At 60.0% G+C, this 26412-nt stretch carries 25 protein-coding genes; 11 read left to right on the top strand and 14 right to left on the bottom strand.

Annotation, left to right across the window (positions count from 1 at the left end; all coding sequences use genetic code 11):
- Positions 1-271, top strand: a 271-nt coding sequence (locus TU82_RS29020; RefSeq protein ID WP_211269736.1) for a hypothetical protein, incomplete at its 5' end; no start/stop codon positions are given.
- 28 nt (positions 272-299) lie between these two features.
- Here TU82_RS29020 and msrQ read toward each other — a convergent pair.
- The 9 genes from msrQ to mrcB all read right to left on the bottom strand — a co-directional run bounded on the left by msrQ (position 300) and on the right by mrcB (position 10117).
- A complete protein-coding gene (gene msrQ, locus TU82_RS20595) occupies positions 300-920 on the bottom strand; it encodes a protein-methionine-sulfoxide reductase heme-binding subunit MsrQ (protein WP_057725051.1) in 621 nt (206 codons plus the stop codon).
- Positions 920-1933, bottom strand: coding sequence for a protein-methionine-sulfoxide reductase catalytic subunit MsrP (msrP, locus tag TU82_RS20590; protein ID WP_057725050.1), 1014 nt, complete (start codon positions 1931-1933; stop codon positions 920-922). Before msrP ends, msrQ begins: the two co-directional genes overlap by 1 nt.
- Before the next feature lie 63 nt (positions 1934-1996).
- A complete protein-coding gene (gene pssA / locus TU82_RS20585) occupies positions 1997-2854 on the bottom strand; it encodes a CDP-diacylglycerol--serine O-phosphatidyltransferase (RefSeq protein WP_057725049.1) in 858 nt (285 codons plus the stop codon).
- A gap of 145 nt (positions 2855-2999) precedes the next feature.
- The gene (gene ilvC / locus TU82_RS20580; RefSeq protein ID WP_057725048.1) at positions 3000-4016 is read right to left on the bottom strand and encodes a ketol-acid reductoisomerase; all 1017 of its coding nucleotides are present in this window, start codon (positions 4014-4016) and stop codon (positions 3000-3002) included.
- Between the two features lie 46 nt (positions 4017-4062).
- Positions 4063-4554 (bottom strand): acetolactate synthase small subunit, encoded by a 492-nt coding sequence (gene ilvN, locus TU82_RS20575; RefSeq protein WP_003176102.1) that lies wholly within the window; start codon positions 4552-4554, stop codon positions 4063-4065.
- Between the two features lie 2 nt (positions 4555-4556).
- Positions 4557-6281, bottom strand: a complete 1725-nt coding sequence (locus TU82_RS20570) for an acetolactate synthase 3 large subunit (protein WP_057725062.1) — start codon at positions 6279-6281, stop codon at positions 4557-4559.
- A 431-nt stretch (positions 6282-6712) separates the two neighbouring features.
- The gene (locus TU82_RS20565) at positions 6713-7042 is read right to left on the bottom strand and encodes a YqcC family protein (protein ID WP_057725047.1); all 330 of its coding nucleotides are present in this window, start codon (positions 7040-7042) and stop codon (positions 6713-6715) included.
- Entirely contained in the window at positions 7042-7776 is a 735-nt protein-coding gene (locus tag TU82_RS20560) for a tetratricopeptide repeat protein (RefSeq protein ID WP_057725046.1), read from the bottom strand. Before TU82_RS20560 ends, TU82_RS20565 begins: the two co-directional genes overlap by 1 nt.
- A 16-nt stretch (positions 7777-7792) precedes the next feature.
- Complete coding sequence (mrcB, locus tag TU82_RS20555; RefSeq protein ID WP_057725045.1) at positions 7793-10117, bottom strand: penicillin-binding protein 1B; 2325 nt, start codon at positions 10115-10117, stop codon at positions 7793-7795.
- A gap of 118 nt (positions 10118-10235) precedes the next feature.
- On the opposite strand from mrcB, the gene TU82_RS20550 reads away from it, so the two are divergent.
- The 3 genes from TU82_RS20550 to TU82_RS20540 all read left to right on the top strand — a co-directional run bounded on the left by TU82_RS20550 (position 10236) and on the right by TU82_RS20540 (position 12698).
- The gene (locus TU82_RS20550) at positions 10236-11792 is read left to right on the top strand and encodes a bifunctional aminoglycoside phosphotransferase/ATP-binding protein (protein ID WP_057725044.1); all 1557 of its coding nucleotides are present in this window, start codon (positions 10236-10238) and stop codon (positions 11790-11792) included.
- Between the two features lie 92 nt (positions 11793-11884).
- Positions 11885-12229 carry a pentapeptide repeat-containing protein gene (locus TU82_RS20545; protein WP_057725043.1) on the top strand — a complete coding sequence of 115 codons (345 nt, stop codon included), beginning with the start codon at positions 11885-11887 and terminating at the stop codon, positions 12227-12229.
- A gap of 196 nt (positions 12230-12425) precedes the next feature.
- Positions 12426-12698, top strand: a complete 273-nt coding sequence (locus tag TU82_RS20540) for a TfoX/Sxy family protein (RefSeq protein ID WP_057725042.1) — start codon at positions 12426-12428, stop codon at positions 12696-12698.
- Positions 12699-12910: 212 nt separating this feature from the next.
- On the opposite strand, the gene TU82_RS20535 is transcribed toward TU82_RS20540, so the two are convergent.
- The 3 genes from TU82_RS20535 to TU82_RS20525 are packed head-to-tail and all read right to left on the bottom strand — an operon-like array spanning position 12911 to position 15590.
- A complete protein-coding gene (locus tag TU82_RS20535; protein WP_057725041.1) occupies positions 12911-13678 on the bottom strand; it encodes a heme ABC transporter ATP-binding protein in 768 nt (255 codons plus the stop codon).
- Positions 13678-14661, bottom strand: coding sequence for a FecCD family ABC transporter permease (locus TU82_RS20530; RefSeq protein ID WP_173667496.1), 984 nt, complete (start codon positions 14659-14661; stop codon positions 13678-13680). Before TU82_RS20530 ends, TU82_RS20535 begins: the two co-directional genes overlap by 1 nt.
- 50 nt (positions 14662-14711) lie before the next feature.
- Positions 14712-15590: a heme/hemin ABC transporter substrate-binding protein gene (locus TU82_RS20525; protein WP_057725039.1), complete on the bottom strand. Its 879-nt coding sequence runs from the start codon at positions 15588-15590 to the stop codon at positions 14712-14714.
- Between the two features lie 155 nt (positions 15591-15745).
- Between TU82_RS20525 and TU82_RS20520 the strand changes: the two genes are divergently transcribed.
- Entirely contained in the window at positions 15746-16063 is a 318-nt protein-coding gene (locus tag TU82_RS20520) for a Rieske (2Fe-2S) protein (protein WP_057725038.1), read from the top strand.
- Here the strand turns inward: TU82_RS20520 and sfsA are convergent.
- Both sfsA and TU82_RS20510 read right to left on the bottom strand, forming a co-directional pair.
- Positions 16060-16773, bottom strand: coding sequence for a DNA/RNA nuclease SfsA (sfsA, locus tag TU82_RS20515; protein WP_057725037.1), 714 nt, complete (start codon positions 16771-16773; stop codon positions 16060-16062). The genes TU82_RS20520 and sfsA overlap by 4 nt on opposite strands.
- Positions 16773-17945, bottom strand: a complete 1173-nt coding sequence (locus TU82_RS20510) for a pyridoxal phosphate-dependent aminotransferase (protein WP_057725036.1) — start codon at positions 17943-17945, stop codon at positions 16773-16775. The genes sfsA and TU82_RS20510 overlap by 1 nt, the downstream gene beginning before the upstream one ends.
- Before the next feature lie 319 nt (positions 17946-18264).
- Here TU82_RS20510 and dksA point away from each other — a divergent pair, with 319 nt between their 5' ends.
- From dksA to TU82_RS20480, 6 genes are all read left to right on the top strand, one after another.
- Positions 18265-18696 carry an RNA polymerase-binding protein DksA gene (dksA, locus tag TU82_RS20505; RefSeq protein ID WP_057725035.1) on the top strand — a complete coding sequence of 144 codons (432 nt, stop codon included), beginning with the start codon at positions 18265-18267 and terminating at the stop codon, positions 18694-18696.
- 84 nt (positions 18697-18780) lie between these two features.
- Complete coding sequence (gluQRS, locus tag TU82_RS20500) at positions 18781-19668, top strand: tRNA glutamyl-Q(34) synthetase GluQRS (protein WP_057725034.1); 888 nt, start codon at positions 18781-18783, stop codon at positions 19666-19668.
- A gap of 62 nt (positions 19669-19730) precedes the next feature.
- A complete protein-coding gene (locus TU82_RS28715; protein WP_003176118.1) occupies positions 19731-19907 on the top strand; it encodes a hypothetical protein in 177 nt (58 codons plus the stop codon).
- Positions 19891-22845, top strand: coding sequence for a sensor histidine kinase (locus TU82_RS20490; protein ID WP_162276150.1), 2955 nt, complete (start codon positions 19891-19893; stop codon positions 22843-22845). Before TU82_RS28715 ends, TU82_RS20490 begins: the two co-directional genes overlap by 17 nt.
- Positions 22846-22867: 22 nt before the next feature.
- Positions 22868-24298: a sigma-54-dependent transcriptional regulator gene (locus tag TU82_RS20485; protein WP_057725032.1), complete on the top strand. Its 1431-nt coding sequence runs from the start codon at positions 22868-22870 to the stop codon at positions 24296-24298.
- Between the two features lie 708 nt (positions 24299-25006).
- Positions 25007-26410: a polynucleotide adenylyltransferase PcnB gene (locus TU82_RS20480; protein ID WP_057725031.1), complete on the top strand. Its 1404-nt coding sequence runs from the start codon at positions 25007-25009 to the stop codon at positions 26408-26410.
- Positions 26411-26412: the final 2 nt, after the last annotated feature.

Raw genomic sequence — 26412 nt, 5'->3', positions numbered from 1 at the left:
AGGCGCGCATTCTACAGCAGCCTCATTTGCTGTCAAGCGGTTATTTTCAGAAGTTTTCGAAGAATTCTTCAACAACTTCAACCACTTGCGCTTGCGATCTCTCGTAAGCGGGAGGCGAATTCTACAGCGTTACACGCTGCTGTCAACACCTCTTTTTCAACTTCCTTTTGGCTTCGATGAACTGAAGCAACCTGCTGTCGAAACCTACTTAACTCATTGTTTACCAAGGAGTTTTCCGTTTCGACTGCGCCGGAAGTGGGGCGAATTATAGGCGCCCAGAATCTGCCGTCAAGGGCTAATTACAGTTTTGTTGCAGAAGGCGTTTTTTTAGCAATAAGGCGAGGGATTCGACGCATCACCGGCGGCACCCGCACTAGAAGAAGCAGCGCACCGATGGAAGCGTAGACAGCCCACTCCTTCAAATCAGCCCGAACTATCCAGAGCATATGCAGCAAACCGAGCCCGAGAATCACATAGACCAAACGGTGCAGCTTCTTCCAACGACCCCCTAACCGTCGCTGGCTATAACGATTGGAGGTCACCGCCAAAATCAGTAACGCCACGAACCCCAACGCGCCAACAATGATGTACGGACGTTTACGTAATTCCACCCCCAGCTGCGACCAGTCAAGCCCAAGGACAAATACGCAATAAGCCGCCAGATGCAGCACCACATAGGCAAAGCACCACAACCCCAATTGTCGGCGTACCGCAATCCACCCCGCCCAACCGCTCAGTTTCTGAAGCGGAGTCATCCCAAGCGTGATCAGCAAGAGAATCAAGGTACCCAGGCCCAGGCGATCCACCAGCACTTTCCCAGGGTCTGGCCCCAGGGCAAAACTCCAGGCTTCATACAGCCAGAACAACGGCCATACCGCCGCTGCTATAAACACGCCGAAGCGCCAGAGTGGATAACGCATCAATAGTTCTTCCGCAGGTCGAGGCCCGTATATAAAGAAGCCACCTCATCCGCGTAGCCATTGAACATCTGGGTCTCACGCACATTCGGGCTGAAAAGGCCGCTCGGCAAACGGCGCTCCCGCGCCTGGGTCCAGCGAGGATGGTCAACCGTCGGGTTCACATTCGCATAGAAGCCATACTCATCTGCAGCAATACTCTGCCAGGTCGTTTTCGGCTGCTCGCTGACAAGACTGATGCGCACAATCGACTTCACGCTCTTGAAACCATACTTCCACGGCACGACCAACCGCAACGGAGCACCGTTCTGGTTAGGCAATTCTCGCCCGTACATACCAACAGCAAGGATCGCCAATGGATTCATCGCCTCGTCCAGGCGCAGCCCTTCTATATAAGGCCAGTCGATCAAGCCGAAACTGGAGCGCTGCCCCGGCATGCTCTTCGGATCCTGCAGCGTTTCAAAGCGAATGAATTTCGCCTTGGAAGTAGGCTCAACCTGCTTGAGCAAGGCGGAAATGGGAAAGCCGATCCAGGGGATAACCATCGACCACGCCTCGACGCACCGCAGACGATAGATGCGCTCTTCCAACTCGTAAGGCTTCATGAAGTCTTCCAGCGCGTAGCGTCCAGGCTTGGCGACCTCACCATCGATCACAACGCTCCAGGGTTCAGTCTTGAGTGAACCTGCATTGGCCGCCGGGTCGCCCTTGTCCGTGCCAAATTCATAGAAGTTGTTGTAGTGGGTTGCGTCCTTGAACGGCGTGATGGCCTCGTCCTTGACGGTCACTGCCTGCCACTTTGTACCGGGGAGCTTTTGCGCAAACCAGTCAGGCGCCCTGCCCGGCTCGACATCGGCATAGCGTGCCGCCTCCTCGGCACTGGCCCATCGGGGCAGGCTGCTCGCGGCAATACCGGCAAGCGCGCCACCGAGCAAGCTGCGGCGAGAGAGGTAGAAAGATTCAGGCGTGACATCCGATTCATGGCAATCGGACGCTTTGGGGATCTTGATTAACATGGCAACTCCGCAGCATTGGAGGACAGGTGCACCAATAGACTGCGGAGTATGGGGGAAATTACATTAAGGCAACGTTTTGTCCCGGCGAAGATGCAGCAGGTACTGGATCGGCCCGGAAGCGGCATAGACCAGGAAGGCCAACAGCAGAATGCGCGGCGGATCGCTGAACACCACCGCGAACACCAGCACCACGACAAGAATCGCCACGAAAGGCACACGCCCCTTGAGGTCCAGCTCCTTGAAGCTGTTGTACTTGATGTTGCTGACCATCAGCATGCCGGCCGCTGCAACCATCAGCGCTACCAGGAACGACATCTTCGACCCCTGGATGCCGTAATCACTGAATGCCCAGACGATACCCGCCACCACTCCCGCGGCAGCAGGACTGGCCAGGCCAATGAAGTAACGCTTGTCGGCAGTGCCTACCTGGGTATTGAAGCGCGCCAGACGCAACGCCGCTCCTGCAACATAGATGAAGGCCACCATCCAGCCGACCTTACCCATATCACCCAGCGCCCAGGCAAACGCCAGCAGCGCAGGGGCAACACCGAAGGCGACCATGTCAGACAACGAGTCGTACTCGGCACCGAAGGCGCTTTGGGTATTGGTCATGCGCGCCACACGGCCATCCAGGCCATCAAGCACCATGGCGACGAAGATGGCGATGGCAGCAAAACCGAAGTACTTGCTCGCACTCGCCGCATCACCAGCGGCCAATGCACTCTGGGCACTCATCGAGTTGATGATGGAATAGAAACCGGCAAACAGATTTGCCGTGGTAAACAGGTTGGGCAGCAGATAGATGCCACGATGCCGGACCTTGCGGCCTTCCGCGTCATGCCCTTCTTCGACATGTTCATCGATCGGCAGCATGCTTTCGGCGTCGCAAGCCTGGTTTGGCTCTTCGGGACGTTCGCTCATGGACTTTACCTTGCAACGGGGTGAAAAAAATTCGACAGATACTTGCGGCGAGTGTTCGCCCGCAACGATGCAGCTTTATACCAGAACCCGCTTATCCAAACGAAAAAACGCGGCCTAAGCCGCGTTTTCCCTTGATACGTACGACTTAGTTCTTGGCTTTGTCGACGATCTTGTTGGCACCGATCCACGGCATCATGGAGCGCAGTTGCTCACCGATGATCTCGATACCGTGAGCGGCGTTGTTACGACGCTTGGCGGTCATCGAAGGGTAGCCGGTAGCGCCTTCGCTGATGAACATTTTGGCGTATTCGCCGTCCTGAATACGTTTCAGGGCGTTGCGCATGGCCTGACGGGATTCGGCGTTGATCACTTCCGGGCCGGTCACGTACTCGCCGTATTCGGCGTTGTTGGAGATCGAGTAGTTCATGTTGGCGATACCGCCTTCGTACATGAGGTCAACGATCAGCTTCAGTTCGTGCAGGCATTCGAAGTAGGCCATTTCCGGCGCGTAGCCCGCTTCAACCAGAGTCTCGAAACCGGCTTTCACCAGTTCGACGGTACCGCCGCACAGTACGGCTTGTTCGCCGAACAGGTCGGTTTCAGTCTCGTCCTTGAAGGTGGTTTCAATGATGCCGGTACGACCGCCGCCAACACCGGCCGCGTAGGACAGCGCAACGTTCTTGGCGTTGCCCGAAGCGTCCTGGTAGATCGCGATCAGGTCAGGGATACCGCCGCCCTTGACGAACTCGGAACGTACGGTGTGGCCCGGAGCCTTCGGCGCGATCATGATCACGTCGAGGTCGGCACGCGGCACAACCTGGTTGTAGTGGATCGCGAAGCCGTGGGAGAAGGCCAGGGTAGCGCCCTGCTTGATGTTCGGCTCGATTTCGTTCTTGTACAGCGCGGACTGGAACTCGTCCGGGGTCAGGATCATGACCAGGTCGGCAGCCGCAACAGCGGAAGCCACGTCGGTCACTTTCAGGCCGTGGGCTTCGGCCTTGGCAACGGTAGCCGAGCCTTTGCGCAGGCCAACGGTCACGTCAACGCCGGAATCTTTCAGGTTGCACGCTTGAGCGTGACCCTGGGAACCGTAGCCGATAATGGCGACTTTCTTGCCCTGGATGATCGACAGGTCACAATCTTTATCGTAATAAACTTTCATGAGGTTCCTCTATATATCCAGGCCGTAAGGCCATTCGCTAATTGGGTTAGATGCTGAGTACTTTGTCGCCACGGGCAATCCCGGTGACACCACTGCGTACGGTTTCCAGAATCGAGGCCGTCCCGATCGACTGGATGAAGCTGTCCAGCTTGTCGCTCGTACCGGTCAGTTGCACGGTATAGACGCTGGCGCTCACATCGACGATCTGCCCGCGATAAATATCGGTAGTGCGCTTGATCTCGGCACGCTGGGCGCCGGTCGCCTTGACTTTAACCAGCATCAGCTCGCGCTCGATATGGGCGCTTTCCGACAGGTCGACCAGCTTGACCACTTCGATCAGCTTGTTGAGGTTCTTGGTGATCTGCTCGATCACCTCATCGTGGCCCACGGTGGTCAACGTCAGGCGCGACAGGGTCGGGTCTTCGGTCGGCGCCACGGTCAGGCTTTCGATGTTGTAGTTGCGTTGCGAAAACAGGCCGACAACACGAGACAGAGCGCCGGGTTCGTTCTCCAGAAGCAGGGAGATAATGTGCCGCATGATTAAGTACGCTCCGTCTTGTTCAGCCACATGTCGCGCATAGAGCCGTCTTTGATCTGCATCGGGTAGACGTGCTCGCTGGTATCGACCTTGATATCGATGAACACCAGGCGGTCCTTCATGGCGAACGCTTCTTCCATCTTCGGCTTCAGATCTTTCAAATCGGTGATGCGCATGCCGACGTGGCCATAGGCTTCAACCAGCTTGACGAAATCGGGCAACGATTCCATGTAGGAATGGGAGTGACGACTGCCGTAGCTCATGTCCTGCCACTGACGAACCATGCCCAGCACGCCGTTGTTCAGGCAGACGATCTTCACGGGAAGACCGTACTGCAGGCACGTCGACAATTCCTGGATGTTCATCTGGATACTGCCTTCACCGGTGACACAGGCAACGTCAGCCTCCGGGAAGCTCAGTTTCACACCCATGGCCGCCGGAAAACCGAAGCCCATCGTGCCCAGGCCACCGGAGTTGATCCAGCGGTTAGGCTTGTCGAACGTGTAGTACTGCGCGGCGAACATCTGGTGCTGGCCCACGTCGGAGGTCACAAAGGCGTCGCCCTTGGTCACTTCGCACAGGGTCTCGATCACGGTTTGTGGCTTGATGATGCTGCCGTCGCCCTTGTCGTAAGGGAACAGGCCGCGGTCGCCGCGCCATTCGTCGATCTGTTTCCACCAACTGGCAACGGATTCCTTGTTCGGCGTTTCGCCGATGTCCTTGAGCGCTGCGACCATTTCGGTCAAGACGCTTTCAACAGGACCTACGATCGGCACGTCGGCCTTGATGGTCTTGGAAATGGACGCCGGGTCGATGTCGATATGGATGATCTTGGCATTCGGGCAGAACTTGCTCGCGCCGTTGATCACGCGGTCATCGAAACGCGCGCCCACCGCGAGGATCACATCGGCGTGGTGCATGGTCAGGTTGGCGGTGTAGCTGCCGTGCATGCCGAGCATGCCGACGAACTGACGATCCGAACCCGGGAATGCGCCAAGGCCCATCAAGGTATTGGTCACCGGCAGGTTGAGCAGCTTGGCCAACTCGGTCAGCGGTGCGGAACCGCCCCCCAGAATCACGCCACCACCGGAGTACAGTACGGGGCGCTTGGCCGCCAGGAGCATTTCGGCCGCCTTGCGGATTTGCCCCGAGTGCCCGCGCACGGCCGGGCTGTAGGAGCGCAGCTTGGCTTTCTTCGGGAAAATGTATTCGAATTTCTCGGCCGGGTTGGTCATGTCCTTGGGAATATCCACCACCACAGGACCCGGGCGACCGGATTGCGCGAGGTAGAACGCCTTTTTCATGACTTCCGGAATTTCCGAGGCGTGCTTGATCATGAAGCTGTGTTTCACGATCGGCCGGGAGATACCGATCATGTCGGTTTCCTGGAACGCGTCGGTACCGACCATGGTGCTGGCGACCTGGCCGGAAATGATCACCATCGGAATGGAGTCCATATAAGCAGTCGCGATACCGGTTATGGCATTGGTTGCGCCTGGGCCGGACGTGACCAGTACCACACCGGCTTTACCGGTGGCACGGGCGTAACCGTCAGCCATATGGGTCGCGGCCTGTTCGTGGCGAACCAGGATGTGGGTAACAGCCGGTTCCTTGAACAGTGCGTCGTAGACATGCAGCAGAGCACCACCCGGGTACCCGTAGATATAGTCGACGCCTTCGTCACGCAAAAAGCGGACGAGCATCTCACCGCCAGATAAAAGCTCCACGTTGTTCACCTCTAAAACGCCAGAATACCGTCCGTTGAAAACCGACGGGTCTTAATAGGTTTACTTCTCAACAGAGCATGAGCGACGGTGGTCGCCGACTACGTCAGCACTGACTGAGCAAGTATTGGGATCGTCCCAAGTGTTGCGGGCTTTTCCCACCCAGCGCGAGGTAACGCGTTGCGGGTGTTACAGGTCGGCGCGGATGTGCGCCTCATGATCTGCTGAGCGGGCCTGCTTCTGGCAGTCCCGATACAGCGGACTTTGGATTCTTCTGTTTCAGGCCCTTCAAGTCAAGCAATAATTGCGCTTTTTTCCAACTAAGCGCATGAGAACGTAGGAGAAAGGGCTTTGAGGAGGGATAAAACTCGCCTGAATGTCGTCAAGCGGTAGAAATATGCGCAAGACTGCCGGAAAAACCGGCAGTCAGGCAATTAACGAGCGTCAGCGATCAATTGGTCGAACTTTTTCAGCGCATTGCGCAAGCCAAGGCTCTCCCGAGGGCGGTCAGCATAGACCATCTCGGCCATCTCCAGAATTCCGGAAGCATTGGGTAAAGGCAGGTCCTGTTCGAGAATCTGCTTCATGCGTACCAGGAAAATCCATTGCAGCCACTGGTGAAAATCCAATGTGTCGACTGCAAAAGGCTCGACGCTGCCGAGCGCTTCGGCACTGGGGGATACTTCATCCCACCAGCCCTGCACGCGCAGCTCTCGCTCGATCAACAACAGCTGTTCAGCAATCGCCGGAAAACGTGCATCCATCAGAGGTTGACCTTGGCTTTTGCCCGAGCCTGGGCAGCGCCGGCGGCGTCACCCTGGGCGGCACGCGCGTCGCCGATCAGCGCCCACAGGCTGGCCTGCAGGTCGGGCCGACCGTTGGCCATGCTCAAACCACGGCGAGCAAACTGCTCGGCTTGCGGCGCATCACCCTGGGCCATGCGCACCTGGGCCAGGCGATACAGCACTTGCGGTTCGCGAGGCGCAACGCGCTGGGCACGCTCCAGGCTCGACGAAGCGCCATTGAGGTCGCCGCCGGCTTGCTGTTGCTGGGCGGTGGTGAGCAACGCCAATACCGGGCCGTCCAGTTGTTCGTCAGCCGACAGGCCACCTGCATTGGACGACGAAGGAATACCGCTCGGCGTCGACGGCATGTTGTAGGTGCCCTGGTTGACCGGCGCCGTCTGGATCGGCGTGGCATCGACCGGCCCCGAAGTGCTTGGCCCCGGAGTCCAGGGTTCGGCACTGATCGGAGCTGCGGTGGCAGCACCACTGCCAGGCACCATCACCACCACGCCCGAGTCCTGCGGCATTGCCTGCGGCTTGGCCTGTGCCGGACGGTTGGTCACGGTTTGACGAAACCCGCCCTTGGCTGAAATCCGCTCGCTATTGGAGACGCCCGTACTCGCGTCCACCACCGGAATGGAGCCGCGTTGCACGCTTGAGCAACCGCCGAGCAAAGCCAGAACTGTAATCGCTGGAATCCACAACTTGTTCACTTGAAACCCTCTTTGCTTAATTCATCCAGCCCTTGACCCAATCCATCACCGACTCCGCGTCAGCCGGGGCACTGCCCCCGCAGGCGGCACCGGGTGGTGGCTCGCTGCCGCGAATATACGGCATCTGCACCGCCCCCGGGCAGTTGGCGTCGGAACCCTGGCCTGTGTGCGGATCAATCCAGGCCTGCACGATATTGTCCGGCTGCGGCATGTTGAGTGGCAACGGGTCAGCCTTGCGCATGAAACTGGTCCAGACCTGCAGCGCACCGGTCGCACCGGTGAACGGCGTCTTGCCGTTATCGTCACGGCCCAGCCACACCACGGCCAGTACGTCCTGGCCGAAACCTGCGAACCAACTGTCGCGCGAATCGTTACTGGTGCCGGTCTTGCCCGCCAGTGTCAGGTTCGACGGCAGCACGCTGTAGACCGAGCGCCCGGTACCTTCACGCATCACGCGCTGCATGGCGTTCTGGATCAAATAGATGGAGCCCGCGTCGAAACGCTGCTGGATCTGGAACGGGTAGCGCTTGAGCGGTTCGCCCTCGGCGGTCAGCACGCTGCGAATACCGCGCATCGGGGTATTGAAGCCACCGTTGGCCAGGGTCTGGTACATGGTGGCCACTTCCATCGGGCTCATGGCTGCCGCCCCAAGGAGCATCGACGGGAACGCCGGAAATTCCCGTTCGATGCCCAATCGCGCCAGCGTCTTGAGGACATTCGGTACACCGACTTCGAGCCCCAGGCGCGACGTCGAGATGTTGTAGGAATGTGCCAGCCCTTGATACAGGAACACGGTGCCGTGGGAGCGGCGGTCGAAGTTCTTTGGCGTCCACACCTGACCATCGGCGCCTTTGATCGACAGCGGATCGTCCGACAGCCAACTGGTGAGCGTGTACTTGCTCGGCTTTTCCAGGGCGGTCAGGTAAACCGCAGGCTTGACCAGCGAACCGATCGGGCGCACGGCATCCAGAGCACGGTTGAAACCGGCGAAACTGGCCTGGCGGCTACCGATCATGGCCTGGACTTCACCGGTTTCCGGATTGGTCACGACCATCGCAGCTTCTACTTCATCGGAGCCTTTACGGCCGGTCAGGCGTTTAAAAGTGTCATTGACCGACGCCTCGGCCTTCATCTGCAGAATGGGGTCAAAGCTGGTGAAGATACGCAGGCCTTCTTCGGTCAAGTCTTCGTCGCGGTAGTCTTCGCGCAACTGACGTTTGACCAGATCGATAAAGCCGGGGAACGAGCTGTCCGCCAGTTTGCCGCGCGTGGTGACGCCCAGCGGCATTTTCTTCGCGGCAGCGACCTGTTCGGCCGTGGCAACGCCCTGCTGTTCCAGAACATCGAGCACCAGGTTGCGCCGTTCGAGCGCACGTTCCGGATTGCGACGCGGGTTGTAATAGGACGGCCCCTTGACCATCCCCACCAGCAGCGCAACTTGGTGCAGCTTCAATTCAGACAACGGCTGCCCAAAGAAAAACTGGCTGGCCAGGCCGAAACCGTGCACCGCGCGCTGACCATCCTGGCCGACGAAGACCTCGTTGAGGTACGCCTCGAGGATTTCCTGCTTGCTGTAATGCAACTCCAGGAGCATGGCCATCATGGCTTCGGTGAGCTTGCGCGTCAGGCTGCGCTCGTTGGTCAGGTAGAAGTTTTTCACCAACTGCTGGGTGAGCGTACTGCCGCCCTGGGTCATCTTGCCGCCGGAGGTATTGACCCAGACTGCGCGGGCAATCGACTTCGGCGAAACGCCCCAGTGGCTGTAGAAATCGCGGTCTTCGACGGCGACCAGGGTTTCCAGCAAATACGGAGGCGCCTGATCGAGCTTGATCAGGATGCGATCTTCCAGGTTCTTCGGGTAAATGCCGCCAATCATCAGCGGTTCAAGACGTACGACCGGCAGCTTGGCGCCATTGAGCGACGACAGCTCGGCCACGTAATCGCCGGAAAAACGCACGCGTACCGGCTGGGCTTTTTCCAGGCCTTCGTAGAACTGGAAGCCACGGGTGTTCAGGTCGACGGTATTGCCGCTGACGGTCGCCGCGCCCGGTCCGTTGCTCACCGGTTCGCGACGATAGCCCAGCGCATCGAGTTCGGTGAGGAAGTCTTCCTTGCTCAGTTTCTGGCCGGCGAACAATTCCAGCGGGCGTGCATACACCTTGGCCGGAATGGTCCAGCGCTTGCCGGAGAACTTCTCCTGGACCACGGCGTCGAGGTACACCGCGACGCCGGCGAGCGCCACAAGGCCAACCAGGCCGAGCTTGAGCGCCCAGCCCAGCCACGGGCGCAGGCTGCGCGAAGGAGGTTTTTTACGGGAACGGGGAGATCGGGTTCGAGTCATGGCGGCGGATTATACGCACTTTATTGATGATCAACATGAGCCGGACAGCGGTTTGCACGACCGCGCGTAGCGGCCATAATGCTTGCCATGATTTCTCCCAGACTTTGAAGGATCGCCCGTGAGCCAGTCCCTGATCGCAGCCCTGCAAAACCCGGCGTTGTACCCGCATCCGGTGGAAGCATTTCAAGTCATTGAAACCCATATTTCCTGGGTAATCCTGACCGGTCCCTATGCTTATAAACTGAAGAAACCGATGAACTTCGGGTTCCTGGACTTCACCGACCTGGAAAAGCGCGGCCACTTCTGCAACGAAGAACTGCGCCTGAACCAGCGACTGACTGAAGATTTATATCTTGAAGTGTTACCCATTACCGGCACGGCCGATGCACCGCAACTGGCTGGCGACGGCCCGGTAATCGAGTACGCGCTGAAAATGCGTCAGTTCCCGCAAAGCCAGATGTTGAGCACCCTGCAAGCCAACGGTGAACTCACCAGCGCGCACATCGACGAAATGGCCAGGCAGATTGCGCACTTCCACCTCAACGCCCCCAAAGTCCCACGGGAACACCCGGCCGGCACCCCGGATGAGGTGATGGCGCCGGTACGCCAGAACTTCGACCAGATCCGTCCATTCCTCAGTGACAAGGCCGACCTGACTCAGCTGGAAGCCCTGCAAGCCTGGGCCGAAAGCAGCTTCGAACGCCTCAAGCCGCTGCTGCAACAGCGCAAGCTCGATGGGTTCACCCGCGAATGTCACGGTGACATTCACCTGGGCAACGCCACCCTGATCGACGGTCATGTGGTGATCTTCGACTGCATCGAATTCAACGAGCCGTTTCGCTTCACCGACGTGTACGCCGACACCGCGTTCCTGGCGATGGACCTGGAAGACCGTGGCCTCAAATGCCTTGCGCGACGGTTTATCAGCCAGTATCTGGAACTGACCGGCGATTATCAGGGCCTGGAGTTGCTCAATTTCTACAAGGCTTATCGCGCCCTGGTACGAGCCAAGGTTGCGCTGTTCAGCATGCCGAGCGAAGCCGATCCGGTACAACGCGCCACCACCCTGCGCCAGTACCGCAACTACGCCAATCTGGCTGAAAGCTACAGCACGATTCCCTCGCGCTTCCTGGCAATTACCCATGGCGTTTCGGCCGTGGGCAAAAGCCATGTCGCCCTGCGCCTGGTCGAGGCCTTGGGCGCGGTTCGCCTGCGGTCGGACGTGGAGCGCAAGCGCCTGTTTGGCGAGCAGCCTGTGGAAAATACACCGCAGGCCGGCATCTATAACCATGACGCCAGTGCTGCAACGTACACGCGGCTGAACGAGATTGCCGAAACTGTGCTTCGCGCCGGTTTCCCGGTAGTGCTCGATGCCACCTTTCTCAAACGCGAACAACGCGACGCGGCGGCCCGGGTTGCCGAAGCCACAGGCGCCCCCTTCCTGATCCTGGATTGCAATGCGCCCCAGGCCGTCATCGCCAGTTGGCTGGCACAACGTCAGGCAGATAAAAACGATCCGTCCGACGCAACCTTGGTGGTTATCGAACAGCAGCAAGCCAATCGTGACCCACTGACCGCCGAGGAGCTGCTATTGAGCAAGCGCGTCGAGACCAATGAAAGCGGGACCCTCGATGCGTTGGTGGCGCATATTCGTCAACGCTTGCCTGGCCTGTAAGAAATATTTCTTGGTCGTGTCGTCTACTTTGGCGCACGACCTTGTAATAGTGGCACTATAATGGCGCCATAATACCAACAGGAGTCGCCGTCATGAGTCAGCCCAAGCTTCTTGATACCCCGCTCTACGCGCTCCTGCACAAGGATGACATACGCGGCTTTAATCAGGAGCGCCCCGACAACGGGGTTATCGACATGCGTGGCGGCGACTTTCGGGGGCTGGACCTGCGCGAACTGAACGCCGCCGGTATCGACTTTACCGACGCTTACTTCCGCTCCGCCGACCTGCGCGGGCTGGATCTACGTGAATGTTCATTGGAAGGCGCCAGCCTCGCCCATGCGCAGATTTCCGGCACTTACTTCTCACCCGAGCTGACGGCTGACGAGATCCTGATGTCGGTCAATTTCGGCACCCGCCTGCGTTACCGTACCAAATAACCTCGCCACTCCAGCCCCGGCTGCGCGTCAAGCGTGCCGGGCGCTTTCCCGTGCCCGAGATACGGCGGCGTTCTTATAAGCTTTTGAGCCGTTCCCGACCAAAGAATCACGCTTTTCCTACTGAGCGCTACACTCATTTTCAGGCTTGCCTGGTCACGAACACCCACCGCACCTTAAGCCGTCGCAAGGAGGCTTGATGAACGATGAGCTGCAGCACCTGAAAAACCTTGGCAAGACGTCGGCGCAGTGGCTGCATGCGGTGGGCATCCACAGTGCATCCGACTTACGCCGCCTGGGGGCGGTCGATGCCTACCGCGCCGTGCGAACTCGCGGGTTCCGAGCATCGAAAGTCCTGCTGTATGCCATTGAAGGCGCATTGATGGATGTGCACTGGAACGACATTCCCCCTGAGCGCAAAGAGGCGTTGAACCGCCAGTTCGATGCGCTCTCGACGCGCCAGAAGATTTAGGTCCGCAAACGGGTATTTGGAGAAAAATTCGGGAATGGATAAAACAATTGTTGACTCTCAAATGAGAATCGTTATGATTATCACAACTGATCGCGAGATCAGCCGATAACTGAAAGGCCATTGGTTCGGACTCTCAGATTATCTCATCAGGCTAATCACGGTTATTTGACCCGGCTCTTGCCGGGTCTTTTTTTGCCTGTAAAAAGCTGGACTCAGCGCGCAATGATCAACGGATGACCCCGCTCCGGATGCGACTGCACCAACACATCCAGACCAAACACCACCTTGAGCGGCTCGGGCCGCAGCACCTGTGCCGGTGTGTCCAGAGCATGGGGACGTCCGCCTTCCAGCAACAGGATACGGTCGCAGTAACGCGCGGCCAGGTTCAGGTCATGCAGGATCACCAGCACCGCAGCGCCACGATCGGCAAAGCTGCGGATCGCCTGCAAGGTCGTATGCTGATGCAACGGATCGAGCATTGATGTTGGTTCATCCAACAACAACGTCTGCCCCGCCTCGCCCGGCCATAATTGCGCCAATACACGGGCCAGATGCACCCGTTGACGCTCCCCGCCCGACAACGCGAGGTAACTGCGACCGCCCAGGTGTCCCACGTCTGCCGCCTGCAGTGCCGCGCGGATAATCTCCTCATCCCGTACGCGACCGGTCTGATGGGGTAACCGCCCCATGCCTACAACCGCCTCGACGCGGAAAGCGAAATCCAGGGTTGAGCTCTGGGGTAATACTGCCAGGCGTTGGGCGCGTTGCGCGCCACTCAGATGCTTCAATTCCTGCTGGCCCAGCCAGACCTTGCCCTGGTCAGGCGACAACTCCCCGCACAGCGCACTGAGCAACGTACTTTTGCCCGCGCCATTGGGCCCCAGTACGCCGAGCACTTCGCCCGGCAGCAGGTTCAGGGTCACATCCGCCAACACGGTCTTGCCTGCGCGACGGATGTGCAACGCTTCCACCCGCAGCATCAGGCGCGCCCTCGCAGCAATAGGTAAAGGAAAAATGGCGCGCCGATAAACGCGGTGACGATACCGATCGGCAATTCCGCCGGCGCCAACGCCAGGCGCGCCACCAGATCCGCAAACAGCAGCAAACTCGCGCCCGCCAGCACCGAAGCCGGCAATAACACCCGATGATCCGGCCCTGCCAGCAACCGCACCAGGTGCGGCACCACCAATCCGACAAAGCCGATCATGCCCGCCGCAGCCACCGCTGCGCCAACGCCCAGCGCCGTACAGAACACCAGCTCACGCTTGAGCTTTTCAACATCAATACCCAGATGACTGGCCTCGGATTCACCCAGCAGCAGTGCATTCAAGGCCTTTGCCCGGCGCGGCAGCCACAGCGCCACGCCCGCACTGACCAGCAGCAACGGCCATAATCGCGAATAGCTGGCACCGTTGAGGCTGCCCAGGTTCCAGAATGTCAGAGTACGCAGGGTGGCGTCGTCCGCCAGGTAGGTAAGCAGCCCCACCGTGGAGCCGGCGAGCGCCGTCAGCGCAATACCGGCGAGCAGCATCGTCGCGACGTTGGTCTGGCCGTTGCGCCGTCCCAATCGATAAACCAGCGCGGTAACACCCAGGCCGCCCAGAAACGCGCAGATTGATAATAGATACGGGCCGAATGCGTCCGGCAACCCGCCAAAAAACGAGCCTGCGACAATCGCCACCGCCGCTCCCAATGCCGCGCCACTGGACACGCCCACCAAACCAGGATCGGCCAGCGGGTTGCGAAACAGCCCCTGCATCGCCACGCCCGACAATGCGAGTACACCCCCGACGGCCAGGCCCAGTAACGTACGCGGCAAACGAATCTGCCCCAGGATCAACTCGGCCTGTTCGAGCCCCTGAGCATTGATCGGCACCCCTATCAATCGCAAGGCGGCCCTGAGTGTGTCGAACAACGGCAGGCTGACCGGGCCCAGGGCCAATGAAAGCCAGATCGCCACCAGACATAACAGCGCCAGCCCGATAAACAGCGTTTTCGGTTTAAGCAATGTCGTCATGGGGCGGGTTGCGCGCCGGACGGGTAAAACCCGGCCGACAACTGCGCCAGGCTTTGCGGCAAGCGTGGCCCGAGCCCACCCACCAGCAGCGTCGGATCCAACTCAATCACCCGGCCGCTCCTGGCCGCCGGCGTGGACGCGAGGACGGGATTTTCCTTGAACAACGCCACACGGGCCGCTTCACCGCTGAGTGCCCGATCGGCAAATACCAGCACATCAGGACTCAACCCGGCCAGCGACTCCACCGAGAACAACTTGTAACCACTGTGAGTCGCCAGGTTATGGCCGCCGGCCTGCTGCACTATCCAGTCAGCGGCGGTGTCCTTGCCGGCGATCAACGGCTTGCCGCCAGCGTTTCCGAGCAACAGCAACACGCCCGGTGCTTTTTGCGTCAACTGGGCCTTGGCCACCCGGGCTTTCTGTAGGTCCAGGGCCTGCTCATAGCCGCTGAACAATTGGCTGGCCCTGGCCTCGCTGTCCAGCAGCTTACCCAAATGCGCCAGGTTGGTTCTCAGGCTGGCTAAATCCGGCTGTGCCGAGAACATCTCTACCTGCACTCCGGCGCCGCGGATCTGCGCCAGCACCGGTGGTGGCCCCATCTCCTCGGTCCCTACCAGCAGCTGCGGACGCAGGCTGAGAATGCCCTCGGCCGACAATTGGCGCTGATAACCGATACTGGGCAATGCCCTGAGCGATGCCGGATGCTGGCTTGTCGTGTCCACGCCGACCAGCTTCGACTCACCCCCCAATGCCGTCACCCATTCCGATAACGCTCCACCGGCGCTGACCCAGCGTTGCGGAAGCTCCAGGGCTTGGGCCGCGTGGTTGACCAGCAATCCGGCAACAAGCGCAATAACGCTGGCACTCAGGCGCATAACAGGGTTTCCTTTCAAGGCAAAGCCGCTCAAGCACTCACCAATGTGACAGATACACTCTGCCCGGCATCGTATTGAGCACCCGATCAACTGAAGGGCGAAGCGGGCATTTGATAATTGTTTGCATTTGAACGTCAAGGCACTTAAGGACTGAAATGAAGTTTCTCTGCCCCTCCCAGGCCCTTGCACCCGACAGCAGCCTCGGTTTTGATATCGACGGCTGCAAACTGTTGGTCGTGAGGCGCGATGGGGTCGCCTACTTCTATCTCAACCGCTGCCCCCATCGCGGCATCCCGCTGGAATGGCGGCCGCACCGCTTCCTCGACTCAAGCGCCAGCCTGATTCAATGCGCCACCCACGGGGCGCTGTTCCTGATCGAAAGCGGCGAGTGCATCGCCGGCCCCTGCGCAGGCCAGAGCCTCACCGCTCTGCCCGGCCGCGAAGACGAACAGGGCCTGTGGGTGGAACTCTAGTCACCCAACAGCACCTTCAACGGGCGCTCAACGTGGATCTCTTCAGGCGTGACCCGCACACCATACGCCAGCACCTCGACCCCAGCCACCTTGGCCTCGCGCAACGCTGCGGCGTAACCCGCATCAATTTCCACCGCCGGGCGCACCGCATCGATCCCCGAGAGATTGACGCAATACAACTGCACCGCCCGCACACCTTCACGCGCCAGGTAAGCCAGCTCCCGCAAATGCTTGGCGCCGCGCTGGGTCACCGCGTCGGGGAACGCAGCCACTGAGCTGCCATCAAAGCCCAAGGTGACACTTTTAACCTCGACAAACGCGGCCCCCTGGGGGTATTCCAGGCGAAAATCGATCCGGCTCTTTTCCTGACCGTAGGGCACTTCTCGCTTCAACGCAGTGAAACCATTGAGCTCAGTGATGACGCCTGCAAGCAATGCCTCCTCGACCAACTGATTGGCGCGTGCCGTGTTGACGCATGCCAGCCGGCCCTGAGGCGTTTCGGCGATCTCCCAGGTGCCTGGCAGCTTACGCTTGGGGTCGGCGGAACGGCTGAACCAGACCTGGCCGCCTTCGACCATGCAATTAAGCATCGAACCGGTGTTCGGACAGTGAATGGTGAGCAATTCGCCGGTAACGGTTTCGATATCGGTGAGAAAGCGCTTGTAGCGGCGGATCAGCCGCCCTTCTTCGAGAGGAGGATGAAAACGCATCAGCCTTGCCAGCTCCGCAAGCCACGGGCAATCCGCTCCACCGCTTCCTGTAGCCGCTCAAGGTTTTGTGTGTAGGCAAAGCGCACGTGATGACCCGCCTGGTAACGCCCGAAATCCAGCCCCGGGGTGAAGGCCACATATTCTGTTTCCAGAAAATGCCGACAGAACGCGAAGGCATCACCGCCGAACGCGCTGATATCCGCATACAGATAGAACGCCCCTTCCGGCTCCACGGCGATCCCGAAACCCAACTCGCGCAGGGCCGGCAGCAGGAAGTCACGGCGTCGGCCGAATTCAGCGCGGCGCTCCTCCAGAATGCTCAGGGTTTGTGCAGTGAAACAGGCCAGGGCCGCATGCTGGGCCATGCTCGGCGCACTGATGTAGAGGTTCTGCGCCAACTTCTCCAGTTCACCCACCGCTTCCGGGGGTGCCACCAGCCAGCCCAGGCGCCAGCCGGTCATGCCGAAATACTTCGAAAAACTATTCAGGACGAAAGCATCGTCATCGACTTCCAGCACGCTCGCGGCGTCTGCGCCGTAGGTAAGGCCATGATAGATCTCGTCCACCACCAAGTGACCGTCACGCGCCTTGATGGCACTCGACAGCCCGGCCAGCTCGTCGCGAGTGAGCATCGTCCCGGTGGGATTGGCCGGCGAGGCAACCAAGGCGCCCACGCTGTCCTGGTTCCAGTGTTCAGCCACCAGACCGGCGGTCAATTGATAGCGTACGTCCGGTCCCACCGGCACCAACTGCGCCGCGCCCTCCACCAGGCGCAAAAAATGCCGGTTGCAGGGGTAGCCTGGATCCGCCAACAGCCAGTGCTTGCCCGGATCCACCAGCAGGCTGCTGGCCAGTAACAGCGCGCCGGAGCCACCGGGCGTGATCAGAATGCGTTGGGCATCGATGTTCAACCCATAGCGTTGCTGATAGAAACCACTGATCGCGTCCCGCAACTCGGGCAGCCCACGGGCGGCGGTGTAGCGCGTCTTCCCGTTGGCCAGGGCCGCCTGGCCAGCCTGGATAATCGGCTCGGCGGTGGTGAAATCCGGCTCGCCGATTTCCAGGTGAATCACGTCATGGCCGGCTGACTGCAGCTCATTGGCTCGCGCCAGTAACGCCATGACATGAAAAGGTTTGATGGCGCGACTGCGCGCACTGTAGGGCTGAGCCATTAGCCTTCCTTAGACGGTGAGGACAAAATCCGGATTCTACCGAACCCTGGCGCTAAAACATGCTCTATTGCCTGCCCGGTCGACTTCACAGCCCGGGCAAGCGCCGGCAAAACGACTAAAATCAACATTCGAGACGCGACATATCCAGCCGCGACGGGCCCCTGCACTTTGCAACCCCGGCGCGACAGGGTCGACAACCGGGAGTGGCGCACCCCGAATCTATCTGGTAAGTTCGCCCGCTTGCAGCCGCAGGGCCGGCAGGTGTCGGTGACGTTGCAATCCTGCGCAATGGATTAGAAGAGTGAGAGGCGGTCTATTCATGTCCACCCTAGAAAAGCAAAGCATCAGCGGCTTCGAACCTTACGTAGAGAAGAAAGGTGAGGAGTACATGGGCGAGCCCATGCGCTTGCACTTCACCAAGATCCTGAACAAGTGGAAACAGGACTTGATGCAGGAGGTTGATCGTACCGTTGACCACATGAAGGACGAAGCAGCCAACTTCCCTGACCCGGCCGACCGTGCCAGCCAGGAAGAAGAGTTCGCCCTCGAACTGCGCGCCCGTGATCGCGAGCGCAAGTTGATCAAGAAGATCGACAAGACCCTGCAACTGATCAAAGACGAAGAATACGGCTGGTGCGAATCCTGCGGCGTCGAGATCGGCATTCGTCGCCTGGAAGCCCGCCCGACAGCGGACCTCTGCGTAGACTGCAAGACCTTGGCTGAAATCAAGGAAAAACAGGTCGGCAAGTAATACCTGCCGAGCTGAAGGAATGGGGCGTGCGAACGCCCCATTTTTGTTTCTGGCGTTTACCGATTTTCCAGTAGTATCCGGCCCATGACTGCCTCTACCTATATCGGGCGCTTCGCCCCCACGCCCAGCGGCCATTTGCACTTCGGCTCCCTGGTTGCCGCCCTCGCCTCCTACCTCGACGCCCGCGCCAATCAAGGCCGCTGGCTGATGCGCATGGAAGACCTCGATCCGCCCCGGGAAGAGCCCGGCGCCCAGACGGCAATCCTGCATGCCCTGCAAAGCTACGGTTTTGAATGGGACGGCGAGTTGGTCCGGCAAAGCGAGCGACACGAGGCCTACGCCAAGGTCCTGAACGACCTGTTCAACCATGGCCTGGCCTACGCCTGCACCTGCTCGCGCAAACAGCTGGAGCCCTACAACGGGATTTACCCCGGACTTTGCCGCAATGCTGGCCATGACCAGCAAGATGCCGCCATCCGTCTGCGCGTGCCCGAGCTTGAATATCATTTTACCGACCGCGTGCAGGGCCCATTCCGACAACACCTGGGACGTGATGCGGGCGACTTCGTCATCCGCCGCCGCGACGGCCTGTATGCCTATCAGTTGGCCGTGGTCCTGGATGATGCCTGGCAAGGGGTCACCGATATCGTGCGCGGTGCCGACCTGCTCGATTCCACGCCACGCCAGCTCTACCTGCAGGAATTGCTCGGCCTGCGCCAGCCGCGTTATCTGCATGTGCCGCTGATTGTCCAGCCGGACGGTAACAAGCTGGGCAAGTCGTACCGTTCGCCACCGCTGACCGCGGACCAGGCCACGCCGTTGCTGCTCAGAGCACTGCGCGCCCTCGGCCAGCCGGCCGGCGACGAGCTGCTTTACGCAAGCCCCAGGGAACTGCTGGATTGGGGCATCCAGCAGTGGGATGCCAGATTGATCCCGCGCACACTCACGCTGGCCGAAGCGCAATTGAGCTGAAGGCGCTTGCAGCTTGCCGGGCATCCGTTACCATCGCCGCAGTTCTTCAATCAGAGGCCAACATGTACATCTATCGATTGGTCCTGCTGCTGGTCGTCGGGATCTACCTGTTTTCTCCCGCCATCATGGATTGGTGGATCGACGCCACGGGCGCCTGGTACCGGCCTTATCTGCTGTGGCTGATCCTGATCGTCGTGACCTTCATCCTGCAGAGCCAAAAAGATGCCGATGAGCTTTAGTCTCACCCAGATGCTGCTGATCAGCGCCGCCTACCTGGCGGCATTGTTCGGCGTCGCCTGGATCAGTGAGCGCGGAATGATTCCGCGGGCGATCATTCGCCACCCGTTGACCTACACCTTGTCCCTGGGCGTGTACGCCAGCGCCTGGGCGTTCTACGGCACCGTCGGCCTGGCCTATCAATACGGCTATGGTTTCCTCTCCAGCTACCTCGGGGTGTCCGGCGCGTTCCTGCTGGCGCCGGTGCTGCTGTACCCGATCCTGAAAATCACCCGCACCTATCAGTTGTCTTCCCTGGCGGACCTGTTTGCCTTTCGCTTTCGCAGCACCTGGGCCGGCGCGCTCACCACGATTTTCATGTTGATCGGCGTGCTGCCGTTGCTGGCCCTGCAGATCCAGGCGGTGGCCGACTCCATCAGCATCCTGACCCGCGAGCCCGTGCAACATCGCGTTGCCCTGGCCTTCTGCGCCTTGATCAGCCTGTTCACGATTTTCTTCGGCTCACGCCATATCGCCACTCGCGAAAAACACCAGGGCCTGGTGTTTGCGATTGCCTTCGAGTCGGTCATCAAGTTGATTGCCATCGGCGGTGTCGGCCTTTATGCGCTCTACGGCGTGTTCGACGGCCCGCAACAGTTGGAGCTGTGGCTGCTGCAAAACCAGACCGCCCTTGCCGCCCTGCACACGCCTTTGCAGGAAGGCCCGTGGCGAACGCTGCTGCTGGTGTTCTTCGCATCGGCAATCGTGATGCCGCACATGTACCACATGACCTTCACCGAGAACCTCAACCCACGCTCGCTGGTCAGCGCCAGTTGGGGGTTGCCGCTGTTCCTGCTGTTGATGAGCCTGGCGGTGCCGCTGATTCTCTGGGCCGGCCTGAAACTGGGGGCCACCACCAATCCCGAGTATTTCACCCTGGGCATCGGTATCGCGGCCAACAGTCCGGCGCTGGCGCTGCTGGCGTATGTCGGCGGTTTGTCCGCGGCCAGCGGCTTGATCATCGTCACCACCCTGGCACTTTCCGGGATGGCGCTTAACCATCTGGTGCTGCCGCTGTACCAGCCGCCGGCCGAAGGCAATATCTACCGCTGGTTGAAGTGGACGCGTCGCGCGTTGATCGTCGCGATCATCATGGCCGGCTACGCCTTCTATCTGCTGCTGGGCGCCGGACAGGACTTGGCCAACCTCGGCATCGTGGCCTTTGTCGCCACCTTGCAGTTCCTGCCGGGCGTGCTGTCGGTGCTGTATTGGCCCACCGCCAACCGCCGTGGCTTCATCGCCGGCTTGCTGGCGGGCATCCTGGTGTGGCTGGTCACCATGCTGTTACCGCTGGTCGGCAACCTGCAGGGCTTCTACATCCCCTTGCTGAACATGATTTACGTGCTGGACGACACCAGCTGGCACATGGCGGCGATCGCCTCGCTGGCTGCCAACGTGCTGATGTTCACCCTGATCTCGCTGTTCACCAACGCCAGCCCCGAAGAAACCAGCGCCGCCGAAGCCTGTGCGGTGGACAACGTGCGCCGCCCGCAACGTCGTGAGCTGCACGCGGCCTCGCCCCAGGAATTCGCCACGCAACTGGCCAAGCCGCTGGGTGCCAAGGCTGCGCAAAAGGAAGTCGAACAGGCTTTGCGCGATTTGTACCTGCCGTTCGACGAGCGCCGCCCCTATGCCCTGAGGCGTTTGCGTGACCGTATCGAAGCCAACCTGTCCGGACTGATGGGCCCCAGCGTGTCCCAGGACATGGTGGAAACCTTCCTGCCCTACAAGGCGGGCGGCGAGAACTACGTGACCGAAGACATCCACTTCATCGAAAGCCGACTGGAGGATTACCACTCACGCCTCACTGGCCTCGCCGCCGAGCTCGATGCCCTGCGCCGTTACCACCGCCAGACCCTGCAGGAACTGCCGATGGGCGTGTGCTCCCTGGCCAAGGATCAGGAAATCCTGATGTGGAACAAGGCCATGGAAGAGCTGACCGGCATCGCCGCGCAACGCGTGGTCGGCTCTCGCTTGAATACCCTGGGCGATCCCTGGAAAGAACTGCTCCAGGGCTTTATCAACCTGCCCGACGAGCATTTGCACAAGCAGCACCTGGCCCTCGACGGCCAGACCCGCTGGCTGAACTTGCACAAGGCCGCCATTGACGAGCCCCTGGCCCCCGGTAACAGCGGCCTGGTGTTACTGGTCGAAGACCTCACCGACACCCAGATGCTCGAAGACAAGCTGGTGCACTCCGAGCGCCTGGCCAGCATCGGTCGCCTGGCCGCCGGCGTGGCGCACGAGATCGGCAACCCGATCACCGGCATCGCCTGCCTGGCGCAGAACCTGCGCGAAGAGCGCGAGGAAGACGGCGAAATCACCGAGATCAGCGGGCAGATCCTCGAGCAGACCAAGCGCGTGTCGCGCATCGTGCAGTCGTTGATGAGCTTCGCCCACTCCGGCGCCCATCAGAATCAGGACGAAGCGGTGTGCCTGGCCGAAGTGGCGCAGGATGCCATTGGGCTGCTGGCCTTGAACCGGCGCAATTTCGAAGTACAGTTCTTTAACTTGTGCGATCCGGACCATTGGGTCGATGGCGACTCGCAACGCCTGGCCCAGGTCCTGATCAACCTGCTGTCCAACGCCCGCGACGCGTCCCCGCCGCACAGTGCGGTACGCGTCAAGAGCGAGGCTTTCGAGCACACGGTCGACCTGATCGTGGAGGACGAAGGCAGCGGCATTCCACAGAACATCATGGACCGATTGTTCGAACCTTTCTTCACCACCAAGGACCCGGGTGAAGGTACCGGTCTGGGCCTTGCACTGGTCTATTCCATCGTTGAAGAGCATTATGGACAAATCACCATCGACAGCCCGGCTGACACCGAAAGCCAACGCGGCACCCGGATTCGGGTGACCTTGCCGCGTCATGTCGAAGCGACGTCCGCTGTGAACTGAGACCGTCGAGAGAATTGAATCAATGCCGCACATTTTGATCGTCGAAGACGAAACCATTATCCGCTCTGCCTTGCGTCGCCTGCTTGAACGTAACCAGTACCAGGTCAGCGAAGCCGGCTCGGTGCAGGAAGCCCAGGAGCGCTTCAGCATTCCCACGTTCGACCTGATCGTCAGCGACCTGCGTCTGCCCGGCGCACCGGGTACCGAATTGATCAAGCTGGGCCAGGGCACGCCGGTGCTGATCATGACCAGCTACGCCAGCCTGCGCTCGGCGGTAGACTCGATGAAGATGGGCGCGGTGGACTACATCGCCAAACCTTTCGACCACGACGAGATGCTTCAGGCGGTGGCCCGCATCCTGCGTGACCGCCAGTCGGCCAGCAGTGCGCCTGTCGAACCACGTGCGGCGGGAAAAGCTGCCGAGAAACCGGGTGTCGATAACAGCAACGGCGAGATCGGCATCATTGGCTCCTGCCCGCCGATGCAGGACCTTTACAGCAAGATCCGCAAAGTGGCGCCGACCGACTCCAATGTCTTGATCCAGGGCGAGTCGGGCACCGGCAAGGAACTGGTGGCCCGCGCCCTGCACAACCTGTCCAAACGTGCCAAGGCACCGATGATCTCGGTGAACTGCGCGGCGATCCCCGAATCCTTGATCGAGTCCGAATTGTTCGGCCACGAAAAAGGCGCGTTCACCGGTGCCAGCGCCGGGCGTGCGGGCCTGGTCGAAGCCGCCGACGGTGGCACGCTGTTCCTCGACGAAATCGGCGAACTGCCCCTGGAAGCACAGGCGCGCTTGTTGCGCGTGTTGCAGGAAGGCGAAATTCGCCGGGTCGGTTCGGTGCAATCGCAAAAGGTTGATGTCCGTCTGATCGCCGCGACGCACCGTGATCTCAAGAGCCTGGCCAAGATCGGCCAGTTCCGCGAAGACTTGTATTACCGCCTGCATGTGATTGCGCTCAAGCTGCCGGCACTGCGTGAGCGCGGCGCCGACGTCAACGAGATCGCCCAGGCGTTCCTGCTGCGCCAGAGCGCGCGCATCAACCGTACCGACCTGAAATTTGCGCCGGACGCGGAGCAGGCCATCCGGCATTACTCATGGCCGGGCAACGTGCGCGAACTGGAAAACGCCGTCGAGCGTGCGGTCATTCTGTCGGAAAGCCCGGAAATCTCCGCCGAGCTGCTGGGCATCGATATCGAACTCAGCGATTTGGACGACGACGACTTCATCGGCCTGGCGCCGCAACAAGGCGCGGGTAGCAATACCAGCCATGAGCCGACGGAAGATTTGTCTCTGGAAGACTACTTCCAGCATTTCGTCCTCGAGCACCAGGACCACATGACCGAGACCGAGCTGGCCCGCAAGCTGGGCGTGAGCCGCAAGTGCCTGTGGGAACGTCGCCAGCGCTTGGGCATTCCACGGCGCAAGACCGGCGTCGCCAGCGAGAGTTGAGGGGCCGCGCCACAGGTAACACGTGCTGATGTGAAAAAACTGTTACCGCGGATATTTCGCGTAACAAACGCCGGGGCTTACGGTAACGAAGCTCCGGCTTTTTTTGGTCCGTCAAAAACCCGAATCCGCCTCAAACCCCCGTTTTTGCTGGGCGTCGCAAAAGTTGGCACGCACCCTGCTATATGCTTAGTACAAAAACAATAACAAGCTCTGTACAAGACAATAAAAATAAGACGAATCGACTCACGCATAACAAAAACAACACGACGGAGGCGCAGCTAACTGATTCTTTTGGAGAGGCGTTGCATTTGGGGCTTGCCCCGCAACCAGGCCGAGAACAACAAAAACTGCCCTAAGGCAGAGCCTGAACTGGTTGGATCGTAGATCAGCAACACAGCGACCAAAGCAATCCGTTTGCTCTTGGCTCCCGATTGGGAGTGTCATGAAGGTGAAGCTTCATGACGAGGGCGATCAACAAAAACAAGAAGCCCGAAACCAATAATAAAAATAGAGCACGCAACTACTTCTGGGGGAGCTTCGGCTCCCCTTGTAGTTTCCGACAGATTGCTCCTGGATTGACCTTCAAACGCTTTTGGCGCAACGCCCGCAGCTTGTTCCTACACCATCCCCTGACTAAATGCTAGAATCCCGGCCCATCATGCGGTCATTCTTCGTTATGGCCGAACATTCCTTCAAACAGTGCATCCCATGCTGAAGAAGTTGTTCCAGTCATTCCGTTCTCCCTTGCGTCGTACGCAACACATTCGCAGCACGCCTGAAGTGCTTAACAGCAGTCAGCATTCATTGCAGCGCGCTCAATTCAGCCGTTACGCAGTGAACATCGTCGAACGTTTGCAGAACGCCGGCTACCAGGCCTACCTGGTGGGCGGTTGCGTACGCGACATGCTGCTCAATATCACGCCGAAGGATTTCGACGTCGCCACCAGTGCCACGCCTGAACAGGTGCGCGCCGAGTTTCGCAATGCGCGGATTATCGGGCGCCGCTTCAAGCTGGTGCATATCCACTTCGGTCGCGAAATCATCGAGGTCGCGACGTTCCGCGCCGGCCATCCGCAAAACGATGAAGAGGAAGACACCAACCAGTCTTCCCGCAACGAGAGCGGACGCATCCTGCGCGACAATGTCTACGGCACCCTGGAAGAAGACGCGCAACGCCGCGACTTCACCATCAATGCCCTGTATTACGATCCGGTCAGCGAGCGCATCCTCGATTACGCCAACGGCGTGCACGACATCCGCAACAACCTGATCCGCCTGATCGGCGACCCGACGCAGCGCTATCAGGAAGACCCGGTGCGCATGCTGCGCGCGGTGCGGTTCGCCGCCAAGCTCAACTTCGGCATCGAGAAACACACGGCCGCGCCGATTCGCGAACTGGCACCGATGCTGCGGGAAATTCCGTCGGCACGCCTGTTTGAAGAGGTGCTCAAGCTGTTCCTCTCGGGCTACGCGGCCGACACCTTTGAAATGCTCGTCGACCTGCAGTTGTTCGATCCACTGTTCCCGGCCAGCGCCGAGGCCCTGGAATACAACCCGACGTACACTCATACCCTGATCAGCGAAGCGTTGGTCAACACCGACCTGCGCATCAAGCAGAACAAGCCGGTCACCCCGGCCTTCCTGTTTGCCGCGCTGTTGTGGCCGGCCCTGCCCAAGCGCGTGCTGCGCTTGCAGGATCGCGGCATGCCGCCGATCCCGGCCATGCAGGAAGCTGCCCACGAGTTGATCAGCGAGCAGTGCCAGCGCATCGCCATTCCGAAGCGCTTCACCCTGCCGATCCGCGAGATCTGGGACATGCAGGAGCGCCTGCCGCGCCGCAGCGGCAAACGCGCCGACCTGTTGCTGGACAACCCGCGCTTCCGTGCCGGCTACGACTTCCTGCTGCTGCGCGAAAGCGCCGGCGAGCAGACCGACGGCCTGGGCGAATGGTGGACCGATTATCAGGATGCCAATGACAGCCAGCGCCGCGAGATGATTCGTGAACTCGGCAGCAAAGGCGACAGCGTCGGTGACGGGCAGAAGAAGCGTCGCCGCAGCTCCAGCAAGCGCAAACGCAGCGCCGCCGATGCCTCAGGCGCAACAGGCGAATAAAC

The sequence above is a fragment of the Pseudomonas orientalis genome, assembly GCF_001439815.1.
GTDB lineage: Bacteria > Pseudomonadota > Gammaproteobacteria > Pseudomonadales > Pseudomonadaceae > Aquipseudomonas > Aquipseudomonas orientalis.
The sequence above is the reverse complement of the archived record's forward strand: the minus strand, read 5'-3'. Positions and strand labels throughout refer to the sequence as shown.